Origin of the sequence: Nitrincola salilacus (genome assembly GCF_046271865.1) — a bacterium.
GTDB classification, from domain to species: domain Bacteria; phylum Pseudomonadota; class Gammaproteobacteria; order Pseudomonadales; family Balneatricaceae; genus Nitrincola; species Nitrincola salilacus.
Map to the genome: position 1 here is coordinate 1,562,498 of NZ_CP176580.1, position 23,357 is coordinate 1,585,854.

The 23,357-nt window shown below is 54.4% G+C and carries 21 protein-coding genes and 1 tRNA gene; 16 read left to right on the forward strand and 6 right to left on the reverse strand.

The genetic code is table 11. The annotated features are described in order from the left end of the window. Nucleotides 1-25: 25 nt before the first annotated feature. The 4 genes from ACK3CJ_RS07370 to ACK3CJ_RS07385 all read right to left on the reverse strand — a co-directional run bounded on the left by ACK3CJ_RS07370 (nucleotide 26) and on the right by ACK3CJ_RS07385 (nucleotide 4,992). Nucleotides 26-1,069, reverse strand: a complete 1,044-nt coding sequence (locus ACK3CJ_RS07370) for an ACP S-malonyltransferase (protein WP_409525793.1) — start codon at nucleotides 1,067-1,069, stop codon at nucleotides 26-28. Continuing rightward, the gene (locus ACK3CJ_RS07375) at nucleotides 1,066-3,261 is read right to left on the reverse strand and encodes a dehydrogenase E1 component subunit alpha/beta (RefSeq protein WP_409525794.1); all 2,196 of its coding nucleotides are present in this window, start codon (nucleotides 3,259-3,261) and stop codon (nucleotides 1,066-1,068) included. The genes ACK3CJ_RS07370 and ACK3CJ_RS07375 overlap by 4 nt, the downstream gene beginning before the upstream one ends. Before the next feature lie 121 nt (nucleotides 3,262-3,382). Beyond that, nucleotides 3,383-4,594 carry an NnrS family protein gene (locus ACK3CJ_RS07380; RefSeq protein WP_409525795.1) on the reverse strand — a complete coding sequence of 404 codons (1,212 nt, stop codon included), beginning with the start codon at nucleotides 4,592-4,594 and terminating at the stop codon, nucleotides 3,383-3,385. After that, nucleotides 4,591-4,992, reverse strand: a complete 402-nt coding sequence (locus ACK3CJ_RS07385) for a SirB2 family protein (protein ID WP_409525796.1) — start codon at nucleotides 4,990-4,992, stop codon at nucleotides 4,591-4,593. Before ACK3CJ_RS07385 ends, ACK3CJ_RS07380 begins: the two co-directional genes overlap by 4 nt. A gap of 224 nt (nucleotides 4,993-5,216) precedes the next feature. Between ACK3CJ_RS07385 and ACK3CJ_RS07390 the strand changes: the two genes are divergently transcribed. From ACK3CJ_RS07390 to ACK3CJ_RS07405, 4 genes are all read left to right on the forward strand, one after another. Next, nucleotides 5,217-5,292: transfer RNA gene (locus ACK3CJ_RS07390), tRNA-Glu, on the forward strand. 461 nt (nucleotides 5,293-5,753) lie between these two features. After that, nucleotides 5,754-6,158: an SH3 domain-containing protein gene (locus tag ACK3CJ_RS07395; protein WP_409525797.1), complete on the forward strand. Its 405-nt coding sequence runs from the start codon at nucleotides 5,754-5,756 to the stop codon at nucleotides 6,156-6,158. Between the two features lie 12 nt (nucleotides 6,159-6,170). Then, nucleotides 6,171-7,097, forward strand: a complete 927-nt coding sequence (locus ACK3CJ_RS07400) for a M48 family metalloprotease (protein ID WP_409525798.1) — start codon at nucleotides 6,171-6,173, stop codon at nucleotides 7,095-7,097. Nucleotides 7,098-7,124: 27 nt separating this feature from the next. Beyond that, nucleotides 7,125-9,260 (forward strand): CHASE2 domain-containing protein, encoded by a 2,136-nt coding sequence (locus ACK3CJ_RS07405; RefSeq protein ID WP_409525799.1) that lies wholly within the window; start codon nucleotides 7,125-7,127, stop codon nucleotides 9,258-9,260. A gap of 113 nt (nucleotides 9,261-9,373) precedes the next feature. Here the strand turns inward: ACK3CJ_RS07405 and ACK3CJ_RS07410 are convergent, their stop codons facing one another. After that, complete coding sequence (locus ACK3CJ_RS07410; RefSeq protein WP_409525800.1) at nucleotides 9,374-9,769, reverse strand: PA2817 family protein; 396 nt, start codon at nucleotides 9,767-9,769, stop codon at nucleotides 9,374-9,376. Between the two features lie 113 nt (nucleotides 9,770-9,882). On the opposite strand from ACK3CJ_RS07410, the gene ACK3CJ_RS07415 reads away from it, so the two are divergent. From ACK3CJ_RS07415 to ACK3CJ_RS07435, 5 genes are read left to right on the forward strand one after another with little or no spacing between them, the layout of a single operon-like run. Further along, nucleotides 9,883-10,815, forward strand: coding sequence for an ABC transporter ATP-binding protein (locus tag ACK3CJ_RS07415; protein WP_409525801.1), 933 nt, complete (start codon nucleotides 9,883-9,885; stop codon nucleotides 10,813-10,815). After that, nucleotides 10,812-11,585, forward strand: a complete 774-nt coding sequence (locus ACK3CJ_RS07420) for an ABC transporter permease (protein WP_409525802.1) — start codon at nucleotides 10,812-10,814, stop codon at nucleotides 11,583-11,585. The genes ACK3CJ_RS07415 and ACK3CJ_RS07420 overlap by 4 nt, the downstream gene beginning before the upstream one ends. After that, a complete protein-coding gene (queF, locus tag ACK3CJ_RS07425; protein WP_409525803.1) occupies nucleotides 11,585-12,412 on the forward strand; it encodes an NADPH-dependent 7-cyano-7-deazaguanine reductase QueF in 828 nt (275 codons plus the stop codon). The genes ACK3CJ_RS07420 and queF overlap by 1 nt, the downstream gene beginning before the upstream one ends. 59 nt (nucleotides 12,413-12,471) lie before the next feature. Beyond that, nucleotides 12,472-13,029: an NAD(P)H nitroreductase gene (locus ACK3CJ_RS07430; RefSeq protein ID WP_409525804.1), complete on the forward strand. Its 558-nt coding sequence runs from the start codon at nucleotides 12,472-12,474 to the stop codon at nucleotides 13,027-13,029. After that, nucleotides 13,029-13,493 (forward strand): YiiD C-terminal domain-containing protein, encoded by a 465-nt coding sequence (locus ACK3CJ_RS07435; RefSeq protein WP_409525805.1) that lies wholly within the window; start codon nucleotides 13,029-13,031, stop codon nucleotides 13,491-13,493. Before ACK3CJ_RS07430 ends, ACK3CJ_RS07435 begins: the two co-directional genes overlap by 1 nt. A 70-nt stretch (nucleotides 13,494-13,563) precedes the next feature. On the opposite strand, the gene ACK3CJ_RS07440 is transcribed toward ACK3CJ_RS07435, so the two are convergent. Next, nucleotides 13,564-14,517: a LysR family transcriptional regulator gene (locus ACK3CJ_RS07440; protein ID WP_409525806.1), complete on the reverse strand. Its 954-nt coding sequence runs from the start codon at nucleotides 14,515-14,517 to the stop codon at nucleotides 13,564-13,566. 183 nt (nucleotides 14,518-14,700) lie between these two features. Between ACK3CJ_RS07440 and ACK3CJ_RS07445 the strand changes: the two genes are divergently transcribed. The 7 genes from ACK3CJ_RS07445 to mmsB all read left to right on the forward strand — a co-directional run bounded on the left by ACK3CJ_RS07445 (nucleotide 14,701) and on the right by mmsB (nucleotide 23,344). After that, the gene (locus ACK3CJ_RS07445) at nucleotides 14,701-15,666 is read left to right on the forward strand and encodes an ABC transporter substrate-binding protein (protein WP_409525807.1); all 966 of its coding nucleotides are present in this window, start codon (nucleotides 14,701-14,703) and stop codon (nucleotides 15,664-15,666) included. A 78-nt stretch (nucleotides 15,667-15,744) separates the two neighbouring features. Beyond that, nucleotides 15,745-17,250: a sugar ABC transporter ATP-binding protein gene (locus ACK3CJ_RS07450; RefSeq protein ID WP_409525808.1), complete on the forward strand. Its 1,506-nt coding sequence runs from the start codon at nucleotides 15,745-15,747 to the stop codon at nucleotides 17,248-17,250. Next, nucleotides 17,247-18,299 (forward strand): ABC transporter permease, encoded by a 1,053-nt coding sequence (locus ACK3CJ_RS07455; RefSeq protein WP_409525809.1) that lies wholly within the window; start codon nucleotides 17,247-17,249, stop codon nucleotides 18,297-18,299. Before ACK3CJ_RS07450 ends, ACK3CJ_RS07455 begins: the two co-directional genes overlap by 4 nt. Then, nucleotides 18,286-19,263, forward strand: coding sequence for a galactofuranose ABC transporter, permease protein YjfF (gene yjfF / locus ACK3CJ_RS07460; RefSeq protein WP_409525810.1), 978 nt, complete (start codon nucleotides 18,286-18,288; stop codon nucleotides 19,261-19,263). The genes ACK3CJ_RS07455 and yjfF overlap by 14 nt, the downstream gene beginning before the upstream one ends. Before the next feature lie 209 nt (nucleotides 19,264-19,472). Then, nucleotides 19,473-20,546: a multiple monosaccharide ABC transporter substrate-binding protein gene (gene chvE, locus ACK3CJ_RS07465; protein WP_409525811.1), complete on the forward strand. Its 1,074-nt coding sequence runs from the start codon at nucleotides 19,473-19,475 to the stop codon at nucleotides 20,544-20,546. A gap of 53 nt (nucleotides 20,547-20,599) precedes the next feature. Continuing rightward, nucleotides 20,600-22,123: a multiple monosaccharide ABC transporter ATP-binding protein gene (mmsA, locus tag ACK3CJ_RS07470; RefSeq protein ID WP_409525812.1), complete on the forward strand. Its 1,524-nt coding sequence runs from the start codon at nucleotides 20,600-20,602 to the stop codon at nucleotides 22,121-22,123. 15 nt (nucleotides 22,124-22,138) lie between these two features. Beyond that, nucleotides 22,139-23,344 carry a multiple monosaccharide ABC transporter permease gene (mmsB, locus tag ACK3CJ_RS07475; protein ID WP_409525813.1) on the forward strand — a complete coding sequence of 402 codons (1,206 nt, stop codon included), beginning with the start codon at nucleotides 22,139-22,141 and terminating at the stop codon, nucleotides 23,342-23,344. Nucleotides 23,345-23,357 lie beyond the last annotated feature (13 nt).

Below are 23,357 nucleotides of genomic sequence, written 5' to 3' on the forward strand. Positions count from 1 at the left end.
CCTCTTCAGGGAGGTGCTTTATCTCTTATTCAGGTGGCAGTAAACGCTGTCGCTGCTCCTCAATCCCCATCGACAGCAGTACAGGATCGCTCTGCTGACGAGCGATGAAGTCTGCCTTGCTTGTCAGATTGTAGGCGCCTGCCTGAATCAGCGACTGGGCGATTGAGCCTCCCAGTGTGCTGCCCGGTCCCAGCAGGACCAGCTTGTCTGGCGCAAACTCCTTGACCGCGACCTGTATCGCACGGGCAAAGTCATAGGGTTTTACCAGTTGATGTCCCAACGTATAGTCCCACAGCAACTGTGGGTCTGAGCTCCAGCTTGTCCAGATCTTGCCGCGCCCATCGATCATGGGGATTGATGGTGGATTGAATGCCAGATGAGCCAGCGTATTTCGCGCCTTTTCCAGTACCGGTTGCTGCAATGAGGTATGAAAGGCGGCATGGTTGTGCAGTTTCATCGGGAAGGGATCTCGTGGTGGTAGCTTGTCGCTCAGGCGCTGAAGTGCATCGGCCTGGCCACCAAACACCAACATGCCGCCAAGATCGATCGACAGTTCCGCACCTTGCTCAGTCGCCAGGGCCAGCAGTGATGCTCTCAGTTCGGGCTGAGGCACCCACTGTTCATCGCTACAAGGATAGATCAACTGGCCGCCGATCAGAGCCTCTTGCATCAGTTGCCCCATAGTGTTGATCAGCTCCAGCGCGATCATGGGTGGCAGGCTACCGGCAGCAGCGAGGGTGATATACCAGCCCAGCGAGTTGCCGGTCACCGCTACCACCTCGTAACGCTCAGGGTCGATGCTCAGGGCGTCCGCATAGGCGCAGGCATAGATCAGTGCAGAGGCGTGGTCCCCTCGGCTGTGCAGCTTGAGCTGAAAGGGCAGCTCACTGTCCAGTGCCTGTAATCCCGGTTGACCGGCACCTTCTCTGAAGGTATCGAACGCTTCCAGTAACTCGGCTTTGTCGGTGTGATAACGCTTCAGATAGCCCCACTCTGCCTGATTGTAAGTGCCGCGACCGGGGCAGATCAGTACTACTCTTTCTTTACGGTTTATCTCTTTATGACTCATCCCTGCTTCACCCTTGTCTGCTGTTGCCACTGGGTCAGATCGAGTGCGGCTTGTGTGATGCTTTCACGTGAGGGCAGTGTGCAAGTGGCGGCTTTACCCAGCGGAATGAAGCTATCGGTAGCCGTGATGCGGGCCAGCGAATCAGCGGTGATTCCTTGCTCCACCAGCGCCGTGAACACCTCTTCACTGATGGAGCCACTGCGGCGGCACTCATCCACGATCAGTGTGTGTCGGCAGGGCTTGGCCAGTGCTGCAATCGCAGCATGATCCAGTTCGGTCAGCCAGCGCAGATCGATGATGCGAATGCGCATGCCCAGCGCTTCCAGATCGGTCGCAGCCTGCGCGCTGAGATAAACGCCGTTGCCATAAGTGATGATCGCCAGATCTGTCCCGTCGCCACGGTAGCCGGGTTGGCGATAGGGGATCAGGTAATCTGGGCCGGGGTCGGCAAAGCACCAACCGTTATCACCCTCCTGCAACAGATCACGACAATGGTAGCGGGCAATCGGCTCGACAAACACGATAACGCGTTGCTCCTCATCCGCCAGCCGGACACACTCCTGAAGCAGCCCGACCGCTTCGCGTGCATCGGAGGGGCAGGCGACTACCAGACCGGGAATATCCCGCAACACAGCAAGCGCATTGTCGTTGTGGAAGTGGCCGCCAAAACCCTTCTGATACCCCAGCCCCGCGATCCGTACGATCATCGGGTTGGTGTATTGTCCGTTGGAGAAGAAGCTCAGCGTTGAAGCCTCTCCGCGCAATTGATCCTCGGCATTGTGCAGATAGGCGAGGAATTGAATCTCGACCACCGGCAGCAGTGCGTTATGCGCCATCCCGATCGCCAGCCCCAGGATGCTCTGCTCATCCAGCAGTGTATCAATGACACGGTGGCGGCCATACTGAGACTGGAGTTTCTGTGTGACGCCATAGACGCCGCCCTTGCGGCCAATATCTTCTCCCGCCATCACCATCTGTGGGTAACGGGTCATCAGGCGATGCAGGCTGATATTAAGCAGACGTGCTAATGTCTGTGGTTGATCATTGGGTGCAGGAAGCTCTGTTGCCGTGGCGCGCGAAGCGCGCTTTGGCGGTATGATCGATGCCATCACCTCATCGGCGGTCTGCAGTCGCGGACGTTTGATAGCCTCCCTTGCCACGGCCTCCACCTGTTCACCAATGGCATCATAGAGAGAGAGGATTTGAGCAGCATCCATTTCGCAGTGCTGTTGCAGCAGGCGTGCGGTGTGCAGCAGCGGATCCAGTCGCTCCATTGCGCTGATCTGCTCCTTGCTGAGGTAAGATTGCTGGGCATCTGATCCAGCATGTCCCATCAGTCTGACACAGTGCATATGCAGAAAGACCGGCTGTCGGTGTTTGCGTGCAAAGCGGGCTGCCTTAAGCGCAGTCGCATGCGTATCCAGCAGATCAAGACCATTGCAGCTCAGATAGTGCAGGCCAGGCCAGCGCTGAACGATCGACTCTATCCAGCCCGAAGGCGTGGGGGTGGAGATCCCAATACCATTATCCTCGCAGATAAACACCAGTGGCAGTGGAACGCCCTGAAAGGCGGTCCAGGCGGCTGTGTTCAGTGCCCCCTGTGCTGTTGAGTGGTTGAACGAAGCATCGCCGAAACTGCACAGCACGGCGCTGTCATTCGGCCAGTCGCCCTGATCGGCGAGCTTGCGCCAGATACCCAGGCTATGTGCTGCACCCACGGCCTTGGGCAGGTGAGAGGCGATGGTGCTGGTCTGAGGTGGGATGTTCAGTGCTTTCGAGCCAAGCACTTTATGTCGACCACCAGAGATGGGGTCATCACTGGATGCGGCAAAACTCAGGAGCATGTCGTAACAGATCGTCTGACCCGGTAACTGTTTACTGCGCTGAATCAGAAAGGCGGCATCACGGTAGTGGAGAAAGGCGGGGTCAGTCACCGCGAAGGCTTTGGCAATGGCCGCATTGCCTTCGTGGCCGGCGCTGCCAATGGTGTAGAACGCCTCGCCCATCGCCTGCAGCCTGCGTGCGTGCAGATCCAACTGGCGACTCAGCGCCTGGGATTCGAACAGCTCAATCAGTTCATACTGGCTCAAGCCTGCTTCTGCCAGAGTCAGAGGGGAGACCCTTTCGGGTAATTCACCCTTGATCAGACTGCGCCGAAAAATATCATCGATACTCGTTCCTGAGGTGGTCATCTTTTTGGCCCGCTATCACTATTTATTGTTATAAGGCTATTCCATCAGACTAACGTATAACCTGCTGCATACCCAATAGCGCGTTTCAACTATCTGCTGATAAGGGGTAAAGCTGCAGGCTTTAGCCATGTTTTCCATCAGGTCTGGGGCTGCTCAGTATTCGCCAGTAGCAGACAATGAACAGCGTGAATGCCAGACACCAGAGCAGGGCCGATACTGCCAGCCAGAGCAGGTAATTGCCCGGCACCAGTAAACTCAGTGTGCGTGTGAGTGCAGTAGCGATAATCGTGAAAAACGCTATCAGAGCCAGTTTTGGCAACAGCAGGGGGCGTCCGGTGTGCCCGAGCGCTACCCGGCTCATGACGCCGATCACCATGATGCCGATCGCGCCGGTGCCGAACAGATGAATCCAGGTACTCAGGCTCAAGTGCAATCCAAGCGCAGGTGAAGCAGCCACCACTGCTCTGCTCAGCAGTGACAGTACCAGCACAAAATAGCCCAGATGCAGTATCCAGAGCAGTGGTTCAGGATGAATACGCCAGCTACGCCACAGCAGCAGTCGTGACAGGTGAGCAACTGCCGCAAAGAGTGCCAACAGGGCGATCAACCAATCAGGTGTACCGAGATCAGCACCGCCCAGATCAGCAACGACCAGAAGCAGCAGGCTGAGGATGCAGATCACTTCTAACTTTGGCAGTCTGATCAGATCTTCATGATGAAAACCTCTCTGGCGTAACCAACTGCTGCTGAATGCAGGTGTAATACGCCCGGCAATGACGGCAATCAACAGGGTCAGCAGATAGAGGCTGACCTTTTCGCCTGCCTGCACCCAGGCATAGTCGGCACTGATCGCGCCCCAGAGCATCAAGCTGCTGCCAGTCCCCAGTAACAGCAATACCAGTGGCATGATCAGGTTACGGCGATTACCGCTGATCAACAGGATGCGTGCCGTATGCAGCACCAGTACCAGATAGAAGAGTGGAGTCATAAACATCAGTATCGGTGGTAGTAGTGCTGAAAATATCAGAGCGATGCGGGCGGCCAGCCAAAGCAGAAACAGCAGTATCAAAGGGGTCCCGCTGATAGCGGGGATGCCGGTCCAGTTGGACATGGCGGTGAGTAGAAATCCGGCGATGATCGCACTGGTAAAACCGTGGATCATCTCATGTCCATGCCAGACAGTGCCGGGTAGCCCAAGGGGGAGAATGAGGTTGCCCATCAGGAGTGAAATCCAGAGTGCAACGGCTATCACCGCCCAGATCGATCCTGCAATAAAGAAGATGCGGAAGGGGTAGAGAAAGAGGGCAGAAACGGAAGATTGGGATTGATTCATGCTAACCACCTTGTCATCCAGCTCAGAGGGTTGTGTTCAACGGCAGCCCCGGCAATATAGAAAAAGGCCAGCAAAGCCAGGCAAAAGAAGAAGATTCGGCTGCGTCGGGTTGGTGCGCGCTTCAGTGCCAGGGTACCGAACAGGATATAGAACATCAGACCGATCAACTTTGCGGTCAACCAGGGCGTCGTGAAGGGGTATTGTTGGATGATGATCATCATGCCGATCGCGCTGGCGAGCAGCAGGGTATCGATCAGATGTGGCAAGGTTCGAGTCAGACGATGTTGCAGCAGAGGGTTGCTGCACAGCATCCAGTATCCGCGCAGCATAAAGCCACTGACGCTCAGCGCCACCATGAACAGGTGCAGATGTTTAAGGCTTGAGTAAAGAAGGGCCATGGATTGCAGCTCACAATAACATACATTAAAAATACATCTTATTGATGGAAGTATACGCAGAGTCGACGTTGATGGGAATAGCCTGTGTATTGCACAACTGCTCAGGTGATTGTAAGGAATGCCATTTCTCTGTTTTTCATCATTTTTTTATTGCAATCATCAGAACCTCTGGTATTATACGCGCCGTTGGTTGGCGGGTACATTTTGCCACTCAATGTTGCAGCGTCCCATTCGTCTAGTGGTCCAGGACACCGCCCTTTCACGGCGGTAACAGGGGTTCGAACCCCCTATGGGACGCCATATTTTTCCTCGTTTTATCCAATCAGTTTTTACCCAATCAGCTTTACCCAGTCTTTTGCATCTATCTCATTTGTATCTTGTGTACTTGTCGTCTCTAGTCTTGAATATTAATCCGTTTGCAACCCTCCATTCCCAGATGCGCTGCTTAACTCTTTGATCACTCCGCTGAGCTGGTCCCTATCCCTACATCGGTTAAAAAACTGCTTCCTTTGTTTTATATAACGTAATCGTCTGACTGCTGATACATATATGGTAAAAAGCGATTAAAAGTAAGGCTGTCCTTCAATACACTGTCACTGCGGTAATTTCCGGATTAATAACACCTTAGAATGAACGGTTATATTGGCTTTGTTGTCTCGCGCTTCTATACTTATTTTTGTTTGAAACGGCTTTCTTGAAGCTTCTGGGCGTTTCGTGTTGATTCATTGAAATGGCCTCTATTCGAGCAGGAGATAAGAATAATGAAAACCCTGAGTGTAAATGTTCGCTCCAGTCAGTTACGAGCGGACCCTTCCTTTCTCGGTCGCATTCTGACTAACCTGAATTACGGCAGTAAGGTTGCATTGCAAGAAGTGCAGGGAGATTGGTTAAAGGTTCGCAGTGGCCAGCAGGATGGCTGGATGCATGGTGCAGCGCTCAGCGAGAAGGAAATCGTGATTAACCCCGGTGCTGCAGATGTCGAACGTGCTGCATCCGATAGTGAGATAGCATTGGCCGGCAAGGGTTTCAGTGCCAGTGTGGAGCGTGCCTATCGCCAACGTCACAGCAACATTAACTTTGCGGCTGTTGATCGGATGGAGTCTACCAATGTCAATCGCGACTCTCTCGGGCGTTTTGTCCGGGAGGGTGGGCTGAACTCGCTCTGAGGAGAACTGATCATGCAAAGGCGCGATTTTCTCAAACGTGGCAGTCATCTCCTTTTGTTCGGAGCGGGTGGTGCAACTCTGGCTGGTTGCAAGACGTTGGACGAACTGGCTGTTGTCACGGATAGTCTTGGTGGAATGCTGGGCTCTCAAGGAGGGTCCCAGGCTCAATCCCTGTTGCGTGTTGCCGGAGCAGCTGGCCGCGCAATGGAAGAGTTAGATGCCGAACAGGAGTATTACCTGGGGCGCACTGTGGCAGCTAATGTCATGACCCAGTACAAAGCCTACAACAATAATGAAGCCAACCAATACCTCAATCATATCGGGCGTTATGTCTGCCTGGCTTCTGGGCAGCCGGAAACCTTTGGCGGTTATCATTTTCAGATTATCGACTCAGAAGAGATCAATGCCTTTGCCGCTCCCGGTGGATTGGTAATGGTCACGCGAGGTATGTTGAGATGCTGCCAATCGGAGGATGCCCTTGCAGCTGTATTGGCTCATGAGGTGGGGCATGTTGAATCTCGTCATGGCCTGCAGGCGATCAAGCGCTCCCGAATCACCTCGCTGATGACTACTGTGGGTATTGAAGCGGTGAGGCATGAAGGTGGTGCAGAGCTGTCGCAGCTTGTCAGCATTTTTGACGGCGCTATTGACGATATCATGACCACGATGGTCAATAATGGCTACTCGCGTTCTTTTGAGCGAGAGGCTGATCGCGCAGCGCTCAAGATTTTGCAGCGCACCGGGTATGATGATCGAGCGCTGCTTGGCATGCTGGAAGAGATGGGGCGGCGGCTGACTCCGGGTGGTACCGATTTTGCCAAAACACATCCGACACCGGATTCGCGCATTGCTGATGCGGAACGCTTGCTCAGCACAACTCGGCGGGAAACCACCAGCGCCAGACAGGCTCGGTTTGAGCGTGCAATGCGTAACGTTTGATCTGACACCTGACAGGAGCTGCAGCTTTTGAATCAGGCCTTTCTGAAGTCAGTGCCTTTGCGGGCACTGCTGGTGACCGTTATTGCCTGTCTGATGGCTGCTCTACTCTGGTTCTCGGGAGCGCTGGAGCGATGGGAAGCCAGAAGTTGGGATATGCGAGTATCCTGGTTGGCAGAGCCTGTTCCCGAATCCGAGCAGATCGCCCTGATCATGCTCGATCAGCCCAGCCTGGATTGGGCGAGTCAGGAAAGTGGTCTGGGCTGGCCCTGGCCTCGGGAGCTGTATGCGATCGCTGCCGATTTTGTCGCACGCAGTGGTGTCAGAGCACTTATTTATGATGTGCTGTTTATAGAGCCCTCTGTCTATGGTGTTTCGGATGATGAACGGCTGGCGCAGGCTCTTAGTGACCAGCCTTCGGTGATTGCGCTTTTTGCCAGTGAAGGTGGCTTAGACGATAGCTCAGAAGAGACGACAGAGTGGCCGGGCGAACTGCCTATCTCAGGCTTTGCGCTGTCAGAAACACCTCCTGTACCGGATACCTGGTGGTCCCGGGTCGACAGCATGACCTTGCCGCTTGATGAGCTTGCAAGCAGTGCTGCCGGGCTGGGTAATGTGCGCAATCAGCCAGATAATGACAGTATCTATCGACGTATCAGACCGTTCGAGATTTTCCACGACCGTCCGGTGCCGTCGTTGGCACTGGCTGCCTTTCTCCTTGCAAACCCCGGTATGGAGGTGGTGGCTACGCCTGATTCGCTGCAATTGGGACAAAAGCAGATTCCACTGGATGATAAGGGACGAGCACTACTTCGCTTCAGAGGCCCATCCGGCACTCATACCGCCTATAGTGCAGCCGCCATTTTGCAATCGGAACTACGCCTGCGTGCCGGTGAGGAGCCGGTGATTGCTCCTGAAGAGTTGGCGGGGAAGTATGTTTTCTTCGGATTCTCGGCTCCAGGTCTGTTTGATCTCAGGCCGACACCGGTAGGGGGTGTTTACCCCGGCGTTGAGATTCAGGCAACATTTCTGGATAACCTGCTCGCTGACGACTTCATGCAAATGGTGCCGGACTGGCTGACGGGTCTGTTATCGTTGCTGCTGGCATTTTTCTCTGCCCTGATGCTGATCCGTTTCTCTTCAGCATTGGCAAGTGCGTTGGCTGGTGCTCTGCTGATACTGTTGCCTATCCCGCTGGCGGTCGCTGCTTATGAGCTGGGTTACTGGTTACCGGTGCTTTGGCTTGAGGTCTCCACTCTGCTCGCGGTGCTTGTCTGTCTGCTGCTGAACTATGCAGTTGAGGGGCGGCAGAGACGCTTTATTCGCAATGCTTTTCAGCACTACCTCAGTCCGGGTGTGATTGAGCAGTTGGTGAGTCAGCCTGATCGACTGCGCCTGGGGGGCGAGCGCAAGACATTGAGTATTTTCTTCTCCGATCTGGAGGGGTTTACCTCGGTATCAGAAAAATTGGAACCGGATCAGTTGACGGAATTGCTGAACGATTATCTGTCAGCGATGACCGAGATCATCCAGGAGGAGGGAGGAACCGTTGATAAATACGAAGGTGATGCGATCATCGCTTTCTGGAATGCGCCGGTGGATCTTCCAGGTCATGCGCTGCATGCTGCCCGCGCGGCGGTCCGATGCCAGCAGAAGCTCGATGAGCTTAGGCCGCGCTACCGTGAATGGACCGGACATGAACTGTTTATGCGTATCGGTTTGCATACCGGTCAGGCGGTGGTTGGTAATCTGGGTTCTAAAACCCGATTTGATTACACCATGCTGGGTGATGCGGTGAATCTGGCGGCAAGGCTTGAAGGGGTCAATAAGGTGTTCTGCAGTGGTACCCTGTTGTCTCATGTCATCCGCGCAGAAGTGGGCAATTCATTGGCACTGCGTGAGATAGGCTGTGTAGCAGTTATGGGTAGACGAGAGCCAGTGACGCTGTTTCAGCCGTTACCGGAACACCTTGATGATGAACACCACGCTTACTTTGAAGCATCTCTTAATCGCTTTTATCAGGGTGAGTTTGAAGCAGCGGCGCGCTGTTTTCTGGCTCTTGCGCAGAGCGATGCAGTGGCTGCTTCTTATCTGCGCTACTGCATACATCTGATCAATCACCCACCGGAAGACTGGCAGGGTGTCTGGGTGCTGGAGAGTAAATAACCCGGCTGTTTGTTGGATCTGCTGTGGTTGAAGCCAGATCAGGGTATAATCTGGCTTTGCTTTTCCGACGGCAGTTGTTTCAGATGGCTGTATTGAAGGCACTTATTGGCAGCTCAATGCTGATTAAACAACCGAGTGCGGGCAGCCAGATAGTCGAACGCCTTGCCTGATTCTTCAGCCTCGGCACGCAGCTCATCCAGTTGCTGAAACCGACTGATCTCATCATCCGGCATGAAGTGCAGACAATCACCACCAAACAACCAAAACAGATCACGGGCAACCAGTGGTACAAGTTGTGGGTAGGCGCGTACCAGTCGTGCCATCAGATACTGCCCCTCATCGTAAGCAACTGGTTCGTGAGATTCGAAGGCGCTTATCAGTGCGGCAAACTGTTCCAGAAACTCAGCATCCACAGCATCGGCATCTTCACTGTTGAAGGGCTCTTGCTTGATCAGATTGTTGTAGCCCAGTTTGAGCAGATTCAGGTGATAGGTATGAAAATCGGTCACGGTTGTCCTCGGCAAAGATTGAAACGAATTAGCTGATTTATGGGGGCTTGCAGTTGAAAATGCAATCGATCACCCGCAGATTAAGCTATCCGGCTAATTAAGGATTTTATGTTATGACTGTTGCATTGGCCATTGATCAGTTGCGCAAAACCTATGGTAATGGGTTTGAGGCACTCAAGGGTATCTCACTGGAGGTGCAGGAGGGTGATTTTTTTGCGCTGCTTGGACCCAATGGTGCGGGTAAGTCGACCACGCTCGGTATCGTATCGTCTCTGGTGAACAAAAGCTCCGGTAAGGTCAGTATCTTCGGGCATGATCTTGAAACTGATACGGCCAGAGCCAAGATGGAACTCGGTGTGGTGCCTCAGGAGTTTAATTTCAACAACTTTGAGAAGGTGCTCGATATCGTCGTAACCCAGGCGGGTTATTACGGTATACCGCGGCGTCAGGGTCTTGAACGCGCCGAGTTTTATCTACATAAACTGGGTCTGTGGGACAAACGCAATGTCAGCGCCCGCATGTTGTCAGGTGGGATGAAGCGTCGGTTGATGATTGCACGTGCGCTGGTCCATGAGCCGCGCATGCTGATACTGGATGAGCCGACTGCCGGGGTGGATATCGAGCTGCGCCGCTCGATGTGGAGCTTTCTGCGTGAGATCAACAGCAAGGGCACCACGATAATTCTGACGACCCACTATCTGGAAGAGGCCGAGAGTCTGTGCCGCAACATTGCGATCATTGATCGTGGAGAAATCATTCAGAACACCAGCATGCGATCTCTGTTGCAGAAGCTGAATACCGAGACTTTTATTCTGGATCTGCAATCGGATGTAGAGCAACTGCCAGCGCTCAATGGTTATCGGCCAAGGCTGACCGCTCCTCGTACCCTGGAGGTGGAAGTAGATAAAGAGCAGGGGCTGAACAATCTCTTTGCGCAGTTGGAGGCTTCCGGTCTTAAGGTAGTCAGCATGCGTAACAAGGCAAATCGACTGGAGGAGTTGTTTGTGTCACTCGTGGATAAGAATCTGAATCAGGAGCCAGCATGAATAATCAACTCCTGTGGACCGCCTTCTGGACCATTCTGGTGAAAGAGGTGCGTCGTTTTACACGGATCTGGGTGCAGACGCTGTTGCCGCCGGCCATCACCATGACACTCTATTTCATCATCTTCGGCAACCTGATCGGCAGCCGTATCGGTGAGATGGGCGGTTTCGGTTATATGGAATATATTGCACCGGGCCTGATCATGATGTCAGTAATCACAAACTCCTATGGCAATGTGGTGTCATCTTTTTTTGGCACCAAGTTTCAGCGTCATGTCGAAGAGATGCTCGTGGCACCTGTCCCCAACTGGGTGATTCTGGCTGGCTTTGTATTCGGCGGTGTGGCGCGTGGCCTTGCGGTGGGCTTGATAGTTACGCTGTTGTCGCTGTTTTTCACTAAACTGCATGTTCATCATTTGATGATCACGATCGGTACAGTGTTCCTGACCGCGGTGGTTTTCTCACTGGGGGGCTTCATCAATGCAGTCTATGCCAACAGTTTTGATGATATATCGATTGTTCCGACCTTCATCCTGACTCCCCTGACCTATCTGGGCGGTGTGTTCTACTCGATCAGCCTGTTGCCGAGTTTCTGGCAGGGGGTGTCGCAGTTGAATCCGATCCTTTATATGGTCAACAGCTTCCGGTACGGTATTCTGGGTGTGAGCGATATCCATATCGGTATTGCGTTCACGATGATTCTGATTTTCATTGGGCTGCTGACCGCGTTCAGTCTGCATCTGCTCAATACGGGTAAGGGGATTCGCAGCTGATGAGCGAAGAGGAAATTCTGCATAAATCGCCGTTGGGCAAAGAGACCGCCTATGTCAACCAGTATGATCCTGCGCTGCTCTATCCGATAGCGCGCGACAGCAACTGGCAGGCGCGAGGCATTAAACGCAGTGGTTTGCCGTTTCGCGGTATGGATATCTGGAACGCCTATGAGGTGTCCTGGCTTAACAATAAGGGCAAGCCAGTGGTCAGGTTGGCCGAGTTCAGAATCCCGGCAACGTCGACACATATCATCGAGTCCAAGTCCTTCAAGCTGTACCTGAACTCGTTGAATCTGAGCCGTTTCGGGCAGGAGTCTGAAGTTGAAGCGCTGTTGCGTCGTGATCTGTCTGCAGCAGCCGGCGGCGCAGTCGGCGTTCGCCTGATAAAACCTGATGCCACTCTGACGATTGATAAATTTCATGGTGAGTGTCTGGATGAGTTGGATATTGAGGTCACGCACTACGAACCTCAACCGGAGTTACTGCGCAGTGAAAGCAAGTCGGTGGTTGAGGAATCCCTGTTCAGCCATCTGTTGAAATCCAACTGCCCGGTGACGGGGCAGCCGGACTGGGCGAGCATCCATATCCGCTACAAGGGTGAGAAAATCGATCGCAAAGGGCTGCTGGCCTATCTGATCTCCTACAGAGAGCATGGCGATTTCCATGAGCAGTGTGTCGAGAATATCTTCATGGATATCTGGCAGCGCTGCCGCCCACAGAAGCTGACCGTCTATGCGCGCTATCTGCGCCGTGGCGGGTTGGATATCAACCCCTATCGCTCCAGTATTGATGGTGAGCCCAGTAATCCGCGACTATCTCGGCAATAGTCTGTTGCGGTAATAGTTGTCGTGACAAAACTGTCGTGGCAAAACACGTAGAGGTAAACATGGAAGCAACAGAACTATTGATCAATCGGGTGTCATCCCCTGTGCTTGAAGGCCCAGCGCCGACCGCCGAACAGTTGGATCTTATCTATCGGGCGGCGTTGCGTGCGCCGGATCATGGCAATCTGAAGCCCTGGCGCTTTATCCAGATTGAGGGCGAAGGGCGAGATCGACTGGCTGATCTGTTTATTGAGGTTGCCAAAACGAAAAATCCCGACATGAGCGATGCCGAGATTGAGAAGCTGCGTGGCAAACCTCTGCGGGCACCGATGATCATTGTTGTAGTGGCGAAGCTGACAGACCATCCTAAAGTGCCGCAGATCGAACAACAGATTGCGGCTGGTTGTGCCGCACATGGCATTTTGCTGGCTGCTTTTGCGCAGGGTGTGGACGCGATCTGGCGTACAGGCTCCATGGCCTTTGACCCGATGGTTTTTCGTGGCCTGGGGCTGGAAGAGAATGAACAGATCACAGGTTTTATCTATCTGGGTAAGGCGCGCAAGCATCGAGCTGTTGCGGAGCTGAAGTCTGCCGATTTTGTGCAGCAGTGGGGTCAGTGATGAATCTGAAGCCAGAGGACGCTGAGGTATTTTTGAGTTGGCTACGTACCCAAATTCCATTGGTCAGTGCCATGCAGATCGATCAATTGAGTCTGAATGACCGGGTGCTGACACTGAGTGCTCCCCTGAGCGCCAATATCAACGACAAAGGCACTGGTTTTGCCGGTTCGCTGGCGGCATTGTCCACACTCAGTGGCTGGTGTCTGACAACGCTTTATCTGCGCTCGCAAGGGCTCGACTGCGACGTGATGATTGCCGAAAGTCAGATAAAGTATCTGAAGCCGGTTACCACTGATTTCCAAGCCTGTGTGTCGCTGCCTGATGATGATGTGCTGCATCCCTTTTTGTTGCGCATTCGTGAAAAAGGGCGAGGAAAGCTCCCGCTTCAGGTCGAAATTCAAGAACAAGGCAAGACGGCGCTGATACTTGAAGGTGTCTACTATGCAGCAGCTCGGGCAGTGTAATGAAGCACCTTCTGGTGCGGAGTGAAAATTCATGAGAGATGTCCTGCCGGTAGCCACAAGGTGGATGCTTTTATTCTCCTCCCGAGGTCCGCTGGTTCCGTTTAAGCTCTTCTTCCACCAATGACATGAGACGTTCCGCCACCGGGGATAGTTGGCGTCCTTTCATCTTCAACAGGTAGTAGGGTGACATCTGGATCGGTTCGCGCAACTGAAGAACTTTCAGCCGGGTGCCGACCTGGCGACCGATCAGTAGGTCGGACACTTCGCTGGCCATCGGGGCGATGGCCGATGAGGATACCAGGATGGAGATCATCACCAGCAGGGAGGTGGAATTGATGATGTTGTCGGGCGGCTGAAGTCCGGCCGACAGGAAGGCGTTGTTGACCGCCTCCCGCATGGGGACGCGGTGACTTTGCATAACCCATTCGAGAGACACCAGATCCCGCAAAGAAACTTCCTTCACATGGGCCAGTGGATGATCCTCCCTCACGATCAGGCGGACATCTTCCGACTTGGCTGGTCGGATCTCGAAGTCGCTGGCATCGAACTGCGGCATCACCCTGGCCAGAACAAAGTCGTTCTTGCCGGCCACAAGGTCGCGTAACAGCACATCGCTGGTATCAACGTTGACGTTGATCTCGGTTTTCGGTGCGATCGCCTTGAGCTGTCGGATCGACGGAATCACATAACCCACCGCAGCGCCTGTGACGGCACCAACGGTCACAACACCACTCTCTCCGCGCTTCATCTCATCCACGTCTCGCGAGAGATCGCGCAGCTCGACCAACATATTGTGCGCACGCTGGGCAACACGCCGTCCGATCAGTGTCAGTTCCATTCCCTTGGCGTGGCGCTCGAACAGTTTCGCGTCGATGCTCTGTTCGATATCCGACAGCATGCGGGACGCCGCGGGCTGGGTAACTGCCACCTCATTGGCGGCCAAACTGAGTTGGCCATGCTCCGCAATGGCACAGATCAGGCGCAACTGGTTGATTTTGAGGTGCTTGGACAGGGTAGATTTCATAGGTTGCGATTATATCATAATTGATATGAAAGTCCTCATTATTTCTATTTGAATGTTATGTATCGGTTGATTTAGTCTTTTCTTGGTCTGTCATGGCCTGACAGATTGAAAAATAAATATAAGAGCAGGGGCTTTATGCCCATTTCGGTAACTCTTACTGAAACTGCAACCAAGGAGAAATTGATGCGAAATTCAACGAAGAACCTCAAGAAATTGGTTTGCTCGACTGCAGCTGTTGCACTGATGATGGGAGTCTCAGTCGCGGCCCAGGCAGAGATGGTGATCGGGTTTTCTCAGATCGGATCGGAAAGCGGCTGGCGCACGTCGGAAACGGCGTCGATCAAGGCTGAGGCGCAACGCCGCGGTATCGATCTGAAATTCTCAGATGCACAGCAGAAGCAGGAAAACCAGATCAAGGCGGTACGCTCGTTTATTGCTCAGGGGGTAGACGGAATCCTGCTGGCCCCGGTGGTGGAAACCGGCTGGGATCAGGTACTGAAGGAAGCGAGTCGAGCCGGTATCCCGGTGGTGCTGGTGGATCGTGGCGTCGATGCGGATCAATCGCTGTATCTGACCAAAGTGGCGTCCGACTTCGTGCAGGAGGGCTCGTTGGCTGCTGCCTGGCTGGCCGCGGAAACCAACGGCGTGTGCGACGTGGTCGAGCTGCAGGGTACTGTGGGTTCCTCTGCCGCCAATGATCGTAAGAAAGGCTTCGAGAGTGTTATCTCGAACTTCCCGAGCCTCCAGATCATTCGCTCCCAATCCGGCGACTTCACTCGCTCCGGCGGCAAGGAGGTGATGGAAAGTTTCCTCAAAGCTGAAGATGGTGGCAAGGATATCTGTGCCGTCTACGCTCACAATGACGACATGGCGCTGGGTGCCGTTCAGGCGATCAAGGAAGCCGGGCTGACCCCGGGGCAGGATCTGCTGGTGGTTTCAATCGATGCTGTGCCGGATATTTTCAAGGCGATGGCCGAGGGCGACACCAACGCCACGATCGAGCTGAATCCGCATCTGGGTGGCCCCGCTTTCGACGCCATCAATACCGCTAAGAAGGGCGGGGATGTACCGAAATGGATCAAGGCTAACGGTCCGCTCTATCTACCGGATACAGCTGCTGAGGAGTATAAGAAACGTAGTAGCAGCTAAGCCGGATACGCCCTTCCCAGGAGTGGTGGATCAGGATGGAGTCCACTCTCCCTTATCCCCAGCAAAGGTAGAGAGCAGATGTCTGAATATACACAACCTGTGTTGTCGGTGCGCGGGGTTGGCAAGTTCTTCCCTGGCGTCAAGGCTTTGCAAGACGTGAACTTCGATCTCGCCGTCGGCGAGATACACGCTCTGCTCGGCGAAAATGGAGCCGGCAAATCCACCCTGATCAAAGTGATCACTGGTGTTCATCCGCGTGATGAGGGCCAGGTGTTTCTGGATGGTCAGGAGATACACCCGTCCCACCCTGGAGAAGCCCAGGCACTAGGTATCTCCACGGTGTTCCAGGAGGTGAATCTGGTACCGACTCTGTCAGTGGTCGAGAACCTGATGTTGGAGCGCCAACATCGGAGGCTGGGGTTGATCGCCTGGAAACAAACCGCAGGTGCCGCCACGAAGGCGCTGGATATACTGGGGTTGGATCTCGATATCCATCGTCCACTGGGTTCCTATTCGGTGGCCATTCAACAATTGGTGGCAATTGCCCGCGCTGTCGCGCTGGACGCACGAGTACTGATTCTCGACGAGCCCACCGCCAGTCTCGATAGCGATGAGATCCAGATCCTGTTCCGTGTCATGAGGGAACTGAAAGCGAAGGGCCTGGGTATCATCTTCGTCACCCATTTTCTTGATCAGGTCTATGCGGTGACCGATCGCATCACGGTGCTGCGCAACGGGCAGCGTGTCGGCACATTCGTGACTCAGGAGCTGAGGCAGATCGACCTGGTCAACCATATGCTGGGTCGGGAGTTGGCCGAGATCAGCACCGAGCGCCATCAAGAGAGTCGTGTGACCCATGCAACGAGTCGCCGTATCCAGATTAAAGGACTGGGCAAAAAACGGGTGCTGAAGCCGGTTACTCTCGACCTTTCTGGAGGTGAAATCATCGGATTAGCCGGGCTGCTTGGTTCCGGTCGTACGGAGCTGTCAGAACTCATCTTCGGCGTACGTCGGGCCGATAGTGGCTCGGTCAGCATCGATGGCAAGCCTCTGCAACTGCGTTCGCCCCGCCACGCCATCCGTGCCGGATTCGGACTCTGTCCGGAAGATCGCAAGCTGGACGGGATCGTGGCTGAGCTGAGTGTGCGTGAGAATATTATGCTTGCCCTTCAGGGGCGGCGGGGCTGGCTGCAGCCGATACCGCGTCCAGAGCAACAGAAGTTGAGTGACGAGATGATCGCGGCGTTGGGGATTGCCACACCGGATAGCGAAAAACCGGTCGGTCAGCTCAGCGGCGGTAACCAGCAAAAGGTGATTCTGGCCCGCTGGCTGGTTTCCAAGCCTCTGTTTTTGCTGCTCGACGAGCCGACCCGAGGCATTGATGTTGGCGCGCATGCCGACATCATCAAACTGATCAAGACCCTGTGCAGTGAAGGGCTGGCGCTCCTGGTGGCCTCGTCCGAATTGGAGGAGATCGTTGCATTTTCCGACCGCGTCGCCGTCATGCGTGACCGCGAGTTGGTATCCGAACTGAGAGGTCAGCAGATCACACAGGACAATATCATCGAGGCAATCGCACAATGACCAGTCTACAGACGGAAACAACTAAAGCGCGGTGGGTATCACGTTTGCCAGGGGCACTCGTGCAGCTCCCCTGGTTTGGCCCGCTCTGCGCCCTGCTGCTGATCGTGGTGGCGATCAGCATGGTGTCACCCGGTTTTCTTAATCTGCGCGTCGTCGACGGTCACCTGTATGGTTCGCTGGTTGACGTGGTGCATCGTGGCGCCTCTGCGGCACTGGTGGCGGTGGGTATGGCGATCGTGATCGGTACTCGGGGTATCGACCTGTCGGTGGGATCGGTTATCGCGATCTCCGGTGCAGTGATGGCAGTCCTCATTCGTGACACCGAGTTGCCGCCGGGCGTGATCGTGCTGGCTGCCCTGGGCACAGGCTTACTGTGTGGGTTATGGAATGGGCTGCTGATCGCTTATCTCGACATCCAGCCGATCATTGCCACGCTGATCTTGATGGTGACCGGGCGCGGCATCGCTCAGATGATTACCGGGGGGCAGATTCTGACCTTTCACGGTGAGTTCTTCGAAGCGATCGGCAGCGGCTATTTGTTTGGCATCCCCTGGCGGGTACTCATCGCGGCAGCGGTAATCATGCTGCTCTGGTTCGCAATGCGTAAGACCGCCCTGGGGCTGTTTGTCGAGTCGGTGGGTGCCAATGCCCGCGCCAGTCGGCTGGCGGGGATCGATGCCCGCGGCATCAAAGTGCTGGCCTACATGATTTCCGGTCTCTGCTCCGCAGTGGCTGGAATAATTATTGCCGCCGATATTCGCGGAGCGGATGCAAACAACGCCGGGCTCTGGCTTGAGCTGGACGCAATTCTGGCGGTCGTGCTTGGGGGCGCGGCATTACTGGGGGGGCGCTTCTATCTCGGCGCCACGGTGATCGGTGTATTGATCATCCAGTCACTGACGACCGGTATTCTGCTATCGGGCCTGCCGTCGCAGTACACCCTGGTGGTAAAGGCTGCTGTTGTGCTGATCGTATTGCTGATGCAAGTCCCTGGATTCCGCCAGGGTCTGCTACACCTCGTACAAAGGAAAAAGCATGAAAATCAATGAACGCTTCTATCCGATTATCGCCACCGTAGCGGTACTGGTGCTGCTGTATACATACGGTATTAATGAGTACTCTGCTTTCAGCGATACTTACGTGCTCGGCAATCTTCTGACTGATAACGCTTTTCTGGTTATCACGGCAGTCGGGATGACCTTTGTGATCCTCTCCGGTGGCATCGATTTGTCGGTGGGGTCGATGATCGCATTTGTCGGTGTTCTGATTGCCGAGCTGGTTACCGGATTTGGTATGCACCCGCTGGCGGCAGTTGTCGTGGCACTTCTGGTTGGCACGTTGTTCGGCGCCTTCATGGGGTTGATCATCGCACACTTCGATATTCAACCCTTTATTGTCACCCTGGCTGGCATGTTCTTCCTGCGTGGTATCTGTTTTACCATCAACCTGAATTCGGTACCGATTAACCATCCGTTTGTCGGTGCCTTCGGCGATTTCCAGTTGCCCCTGCCAGGTAGTGGCTGGCTCAGCGCGTCGGCGTTGTTGATGCTGGCTACGGTGCTCTTCGGAATCCTGATTGCCCACTACACCCGCTTTGGTCGCAACATTTACGCAATCGGCGGCGACCGTCACTCAGCACAACTGCTCGGAGTTCCGGTCGAGGGGACGCTGGTGCGGGTCTACGCTCTGTCTGGATTCTTCAGTGCTCTGGCCGGTGTTGTATTCGCCTTCTATACCGCCTCTGCCTATCCATTGGCGGCGACTGGTGTCGAGCTTGACGCGATCGCGGCGGTGGTGATCGGTGGTACCCTGCTGACCGGAGGGATGGGGTTTGTCGCCGGTACCTTCCTTGGCGGCATGATCATGGGAGTGATCCAAATCCTGATCGCCTTTGACGGTTCCCTGAACAGTTGGTGGACCAAAATCATGATCGGTTTACTGTTGTTCGGCTTCATCGTACTGCAGCGACTGATTACCCGTTCCTTCTCTGGCATGCGGACAGCGAGTGTCTGAGGATGTAGTTTTAAGGGGTTGGATATGAATTTGCATAACAATTTTGGTATGTTATTTGCTGTATTATCTATTTGATTGATATATACGTGTTGTTTATTCTGGTATCTCCCCTCTGACCACAGGGGGTTTCACAATAAAAATAACAGCGGAGTCTGCATGCCCGTTTGGATTCGCCGATCGGTGCTGATGCCGCGAACAGGGAAAAACCGATGAAAAGAATGAAAAATATCTTCGCCGCCCTGGCATTGGGCACCACATTCCTGACCGCAAGTGCGGCGATGGCTGCAGCCGATGGTTATGTCGGTATCGCCATGCCTACCAACTCTTCTTCCCGCTGGATATCTGACGGCCACTCCATGGTCAAACAGTTCGAGGAAGCGGGGTACAAGACTGACCTGCAGTACGCCGAAGACGATATTCCGACTCAGTTGGCTCAGGTCGAAAACATGATCGTGAAAGGGGTCGATGTGCTGGTTATCGCAGCGATTGACGGCACCACCCTGTCCAATGCGCTGGAAAATGCAAATGCAGCGGGCATCAAGGTGATTGCTTATGATCGCCTGATCCGTGACAGCGGATATGTTGATTACTATGCCACTTTCGATAACTTCAAGGTTGGTGTTCAGCAGGCGACCTCTCTGGTCGAAGGATTGAAATCCCGCTTCAAACCGCCCTATAACGTCGAGCTGTTCGGTGGTTCACCTGACGATAACAATGCCTATTTCTTCTATAACGGCGCCATGTCCGTTCTGCAACCGCTGATCGATTCCGGTGAGGTCAAGGTCGTTTCGGGCCAGATGGGGATGGATAAGGTCGGTACCTTGCGTTGGGATGGCTCCCTCGCTCAGGCGCGTATGGATAACCTGATGTCCGCGCACTACACCGATAAGCGCATTCATGCAGTTCTTTCTCCATATGATGGGCTTTCCATCGGTATTCTCTCTTCGCTGAAAGGGGTGGGTTATGGTTCCGCCGATATGCCGATGCCGATCGTGACCGGTCAGGACGCCGAGTTGCCCTCCATCAAGTCTATTCTGGCCAGCGAGCAGTATTCAACGGTGTTCAAGGATACACGTGAACTGGCAGGCGTAGCGGTTGGCATGGTTGATGCGCTGCTGAAAGGCGGCGAGCCGGAGATCAATGACACCTCAACCTACGACAACGGCGTCAAGGTGGTGCCTTCTTTCCTTCTTGAGCCGATGCCGGTGGACGCGTCCAACTGGAAACCGGTGGTGGTGGACAGTGGCTATTACAAGCTGGAACAGGTCGAAACCTCTAAGTAACGTGTCAAGTCGCCGGGCCCGCTTCGGCGGGTCCGTTCAAGCGGACAACTCCCATGCAAGATACTATTTTGGAAATGCGCGGCATCACCAAGGTCTTTCCTGGTGTGAAGGCGTTGGACAACGTAAGCCTTAAGGTGCGTCGAGGCGAGATTCATGCCCTGTGCGGCGAGAACGGCGCGGGTAAATCGACGCTGATGAAGGTGCTCAGCGGGGTCTACCCTCACGGTAGCTACGACGGGGAAATTCTGTTTGAAGGGCGTCCCATGGCGTTCGGCGGAATCGATGACAGCGAAAGTGAAGGGATCATCATTATTCATCAGGAGCTGGCACTGGTGCCGCTACTGTCGATTGCCGAGAACATCTTTCTCGGCAATGAGATCGCGGCCATGGGTGTCATCGACTGGCCGGAAACATTCCAGCGTACCGCTGAGCTGATGAAAAAGGTGGGTCTGGCTGATAAACCATCGACCCAGATTGAGAAGCTGGGTGTCGGCAAGCAGCAACTGGTCGAGATTGCCAAGGCGTTGTCGAAACGCGTAAAGCTGTTAATCCTGGATGAGCCCACGTCGGCGCTGCAGGAGAACGACAGCCAGAAACTGCTGGATCTGCTGCTCGAGTTCAAGATGCAGGGGATCTCATCGATCATGATCTCCCACAAGCTCAACGAGGTCAGCCGCGTGGCTGACAGCATCACGGTTATTCGTGACGGCACCTCAGTGTCCACCCTGGATTGCCAGGCGTCGACGATCAGTGAAGAGGAGATTATTCGCGACATGGTGGGGCGTGACATGGAACATCGTTACCCCCAACGAACACCCGATATTGGCGAGACGCTGATGGAAATTTCGGACTGGAATGTCTGGCATCCGGAAAATGCCGAGCGGCAGGTGATCAAGAACATCAATCTCAAAGTGGCGGCCGGAGAGATCGTTGGTATTGCCGGTTTGATGGGGTCGGGCCGTACTGAGTTTGCCATGAGCCTGTTCGGCCATAGTTATGGCCGTAATATCTCCGGCTCGGTCCATCTCCGGGGCAAGGAGATCGATGTGTCGAGTGTCCGTAGCGCTGTCAAAAACCGGATCGCTTACGTCACCGAGGACCGCAAGGAACTGGGTCTGGTACTGGAAAATACGATTCTCAAAAACATTACGTTGGCGAATCTGCATGGCGTCTCTTCTCATGCCGTCATCGACGAGAACCGGGAGCAAATCGTCGCCGAAAAGTATCGCAAGGCACTCAATATCCGTACACCGAGTGTGTTCCAGAAAGTGGTCAACCTGTCCGGTGGCAACCAGCAGAAAGTCGTACTCAGTAAGTGGCTGTTCGCCCAACCGGAAGTGTTGATACTGGATGAGCCCACACGCGGCATTGATGTCGGTGCCAAGTTCGAGATCTACAGCATCATCAATCAGCTTGCTGACGAGGGTAAGGGGGTGATTTTCATCTCCTCCGAGATGCCCGAACTGCTGGGTATGTGTGACCGCATATACGTGATGAATGAGGGCGCTTTTGCCGGAGAGCTGGCAGGTCACGAGGCCAGTCAGGAAAAGATCATGTCGATGATCGTGAAATCGTGAGTGGAGAGAATAATAATGCAACAAGGCAATAATACTGCTGTGGAACAAGCGAGTGAGCAGCCCTCGATCAAGGCCCATCTCGCAGGTCATCTGCGCGACTACGGCATGCTCGCGGCGCTGGTGGTCATCATGGTGCTGTTTCAGGTATTGACCGAAGGCACGTTGATGCGTCCGGTCAACCTGACCAACCTGTTACTGCAGAACAGTTATATCATCATCATGGCGATTGGCATGCTGCTGGTTATCGTGGCTGGCCATATCGACCTGTCGGTGGGATCGGTGCTGGGCTTCATCGGTGCTCTGGCGGCAGTGATGATGGTGGAGTGGCAACTGTCAATGGCAGTCGTGGTGCCGGTCTGTCTGCTTTGCGGCTTGCTGATCGGTGCGATCCAGGGTTACTGGGTGGCCTACTGGAAGATCCCCTCGTTCATCGTCACCCTGGCGGGCATGTTGGTGTTCCGCGGCCTCACCCTGGCGCTGCTGGCAGGCCAGTCAGTGGGTCCGTTTCCGAAGCATTTCCAGCTTCTGAGCACCGGTTTTATTCCGGATATCTTCGGTATCGATCGTCCTAATGTGACAGCGATTGCGCTCGGTGTATTCGCGGCGGCAGCCATCGTGATTCTGGCGGCCCGAGGTCGCGCTCGTGCGCTGCAGTATGGCATCGAAAATGAGCCCTTTGTATTCTTCATCTGTCGCAACCTGCTCATTGCCGGTTCGATTGTTTACATGTCCTGGCTGCTCTCCACCTATCGTGGCCTGCCCAATGTGTTGATCATCATGGCAGTTCTGATCGCTGCCTACACCTTCTTGACCAACAGGACCACCATCGGTCGCCGCATCTATGCCTTGGGCGGCAACGTAAAGGCCGCCAAATTGTCCGGTATCAACACCGAGCGCCTGACCTTCCTCACCTTTGCCAACATGGGCATGTTGGCGGCGTTGGCGGGGTTGATTTTTGCCGCCCGTCTAAACACGGCGACGCCGAAAGCGGGGTTCGCATTCGAACTGGATGTTATCGCCGCGGTGTTTATCGGCGGTGCCTCCATGTCCGGTGGGGTTGGCAAGATAATCGGTGCCGTGGTCGGCGCGTTGATTATGGGGGTGATGAACAACGGCATGTCGATCCTGGGGATCGGTATCGATTGGCAACAGGTAATCAAGGGCCTGGTGCTGCTCGCCGCGGTGATATTTGATGTCTACAACAAGACCAAACAGCGCTAACAAGGGGTGGTTG

Coding starts and splice junctions, on each gene's coding strand:
- ACK3CJ_RS07380 (WP_409525795.1), bottom strand. CDS start 4,594: ATGAATCAATCCCAATCTTCCGTTTCTGCCCTCTTTCTCTACCCCTTC.
- ACK3CJ_RS07395 (WP_409525797.1), top strand. CDS start 5,754: ATGAAAACCCTGAGTGTAAATGTTCGCTCCAGTCAGTTACGAGCGGAC.
- ACK3CJ_RS07450 (WP_409525808.1), top strand. CDS start 15,745: ATGTCTGAATATACACAACCTGTGTTGTCGGTGCGCGGGGTTGGCAAG.
- ACK3CJ_RS07370 (WP_409525793.1), bottom strand. CDS start 1,069: ATGAGTCATAAAGAGATAAACCGTAAAGAAAGAGTAGTACTGATCTGC.
- ACK3CJ_RS07445 (WP_409525807.1), top strand. CDS start 14,701: ATGCGAAATTCAACGAAGAACCTCAAGAAATTGGTTTGCTCGACTGCA.
- ACK3CJ_RS07375 (WP_409525794.1), bottom strand. CDS start 3,261: ATGACCACCTCAGGAACGAGTATCGATGATATTTTTCGGCGCAGTCTG.
- yjfF (WP_409525810.1), top strand. CDS start 18,286: ATGAAAATCAATGAACGCTTCTATCCGATTATCGCCACCGTAGCGGTA.
- mmsA (WP_409525812.1), top strand. CDS start 20,600: ATGCAAGATACTATTTTGGAAATGCGCGGCATCACCAAGGTCTTTCCT.
- ACK3CJ_RS07400 (WP_409525798.1), top strand. CDS start 6,171: ATGCAAAGGCGCGATTTTCTCAAACGTGGCAGTCATCTCCTTTTGTTC.
- ACK3CJ_RS07435 (WP_409525805.1), top strand. CDS start 13,029: ATGAATCTGAAGCCAGAGGACGCTGAGGTATTTTTGAGTTGGCTACGT.
- ACK3CJ_RS07440 (WP_409525806.1), bottom strand. CDS start 14,517: ATGAAATCTACCCTGTCCAAGCACCTCAAAATCAACCAGTTGCGCCTG.
- ACK3CJ_RS07455 (WP_409525809.1), top strand. CDS start 17,247: ATGACCAGTCTACAGACGGAAACAACTAAAGCGCGGTGGGTATCACGT.
- ACK3CJ_RS07430 (WP_409525804.1), top strand. CDS start 12,472: ATGGAAGCAACAGAACTATTGATCAATCGGGTGTCATCCCCTGTGCTT.
- ACK3CJ_RS07415 (WP_409525801.1), top strand. CDS start 9,883: ATGACTGTTGCATTGGCCATTGATCAGTTGCGCAAAACCTATGGTAAT.
- queF (WP_409525803.1), top strand. CDS start 11,585: ATGAGCGAAGAGGAAATTCTGCATAAATCGCCGTTGGGCAAAGAGACC.
- ACK3CJ_RS07385 (WP_409525796.1), bottom strand. CDS start 4,992: ATGGCCCTTCTTTACTCAAGCCTTAAACATCTGCACCTGTTCATGGTG.
- ACK3CJ_RS07420 (WP_409525802.1), top strand. CDS start 10,812: ATGAATAATCAACTCCTGTGGACCGCCTTCTGGACCATTCTGGTGAAA.
- mmsB (WP_409525813.1), top strand. CDS start 22,139: ATGCAACAAGGCAATAATACTGCTGTGGAACAAGCGAGTGAGCAGCCC.
- chvE (WP_409525811.1), top strand. CDS start 19,473: ATGAAAAGAATGAAAAATATCTTCGCCGCCCTGGCATTGGGCACCACA.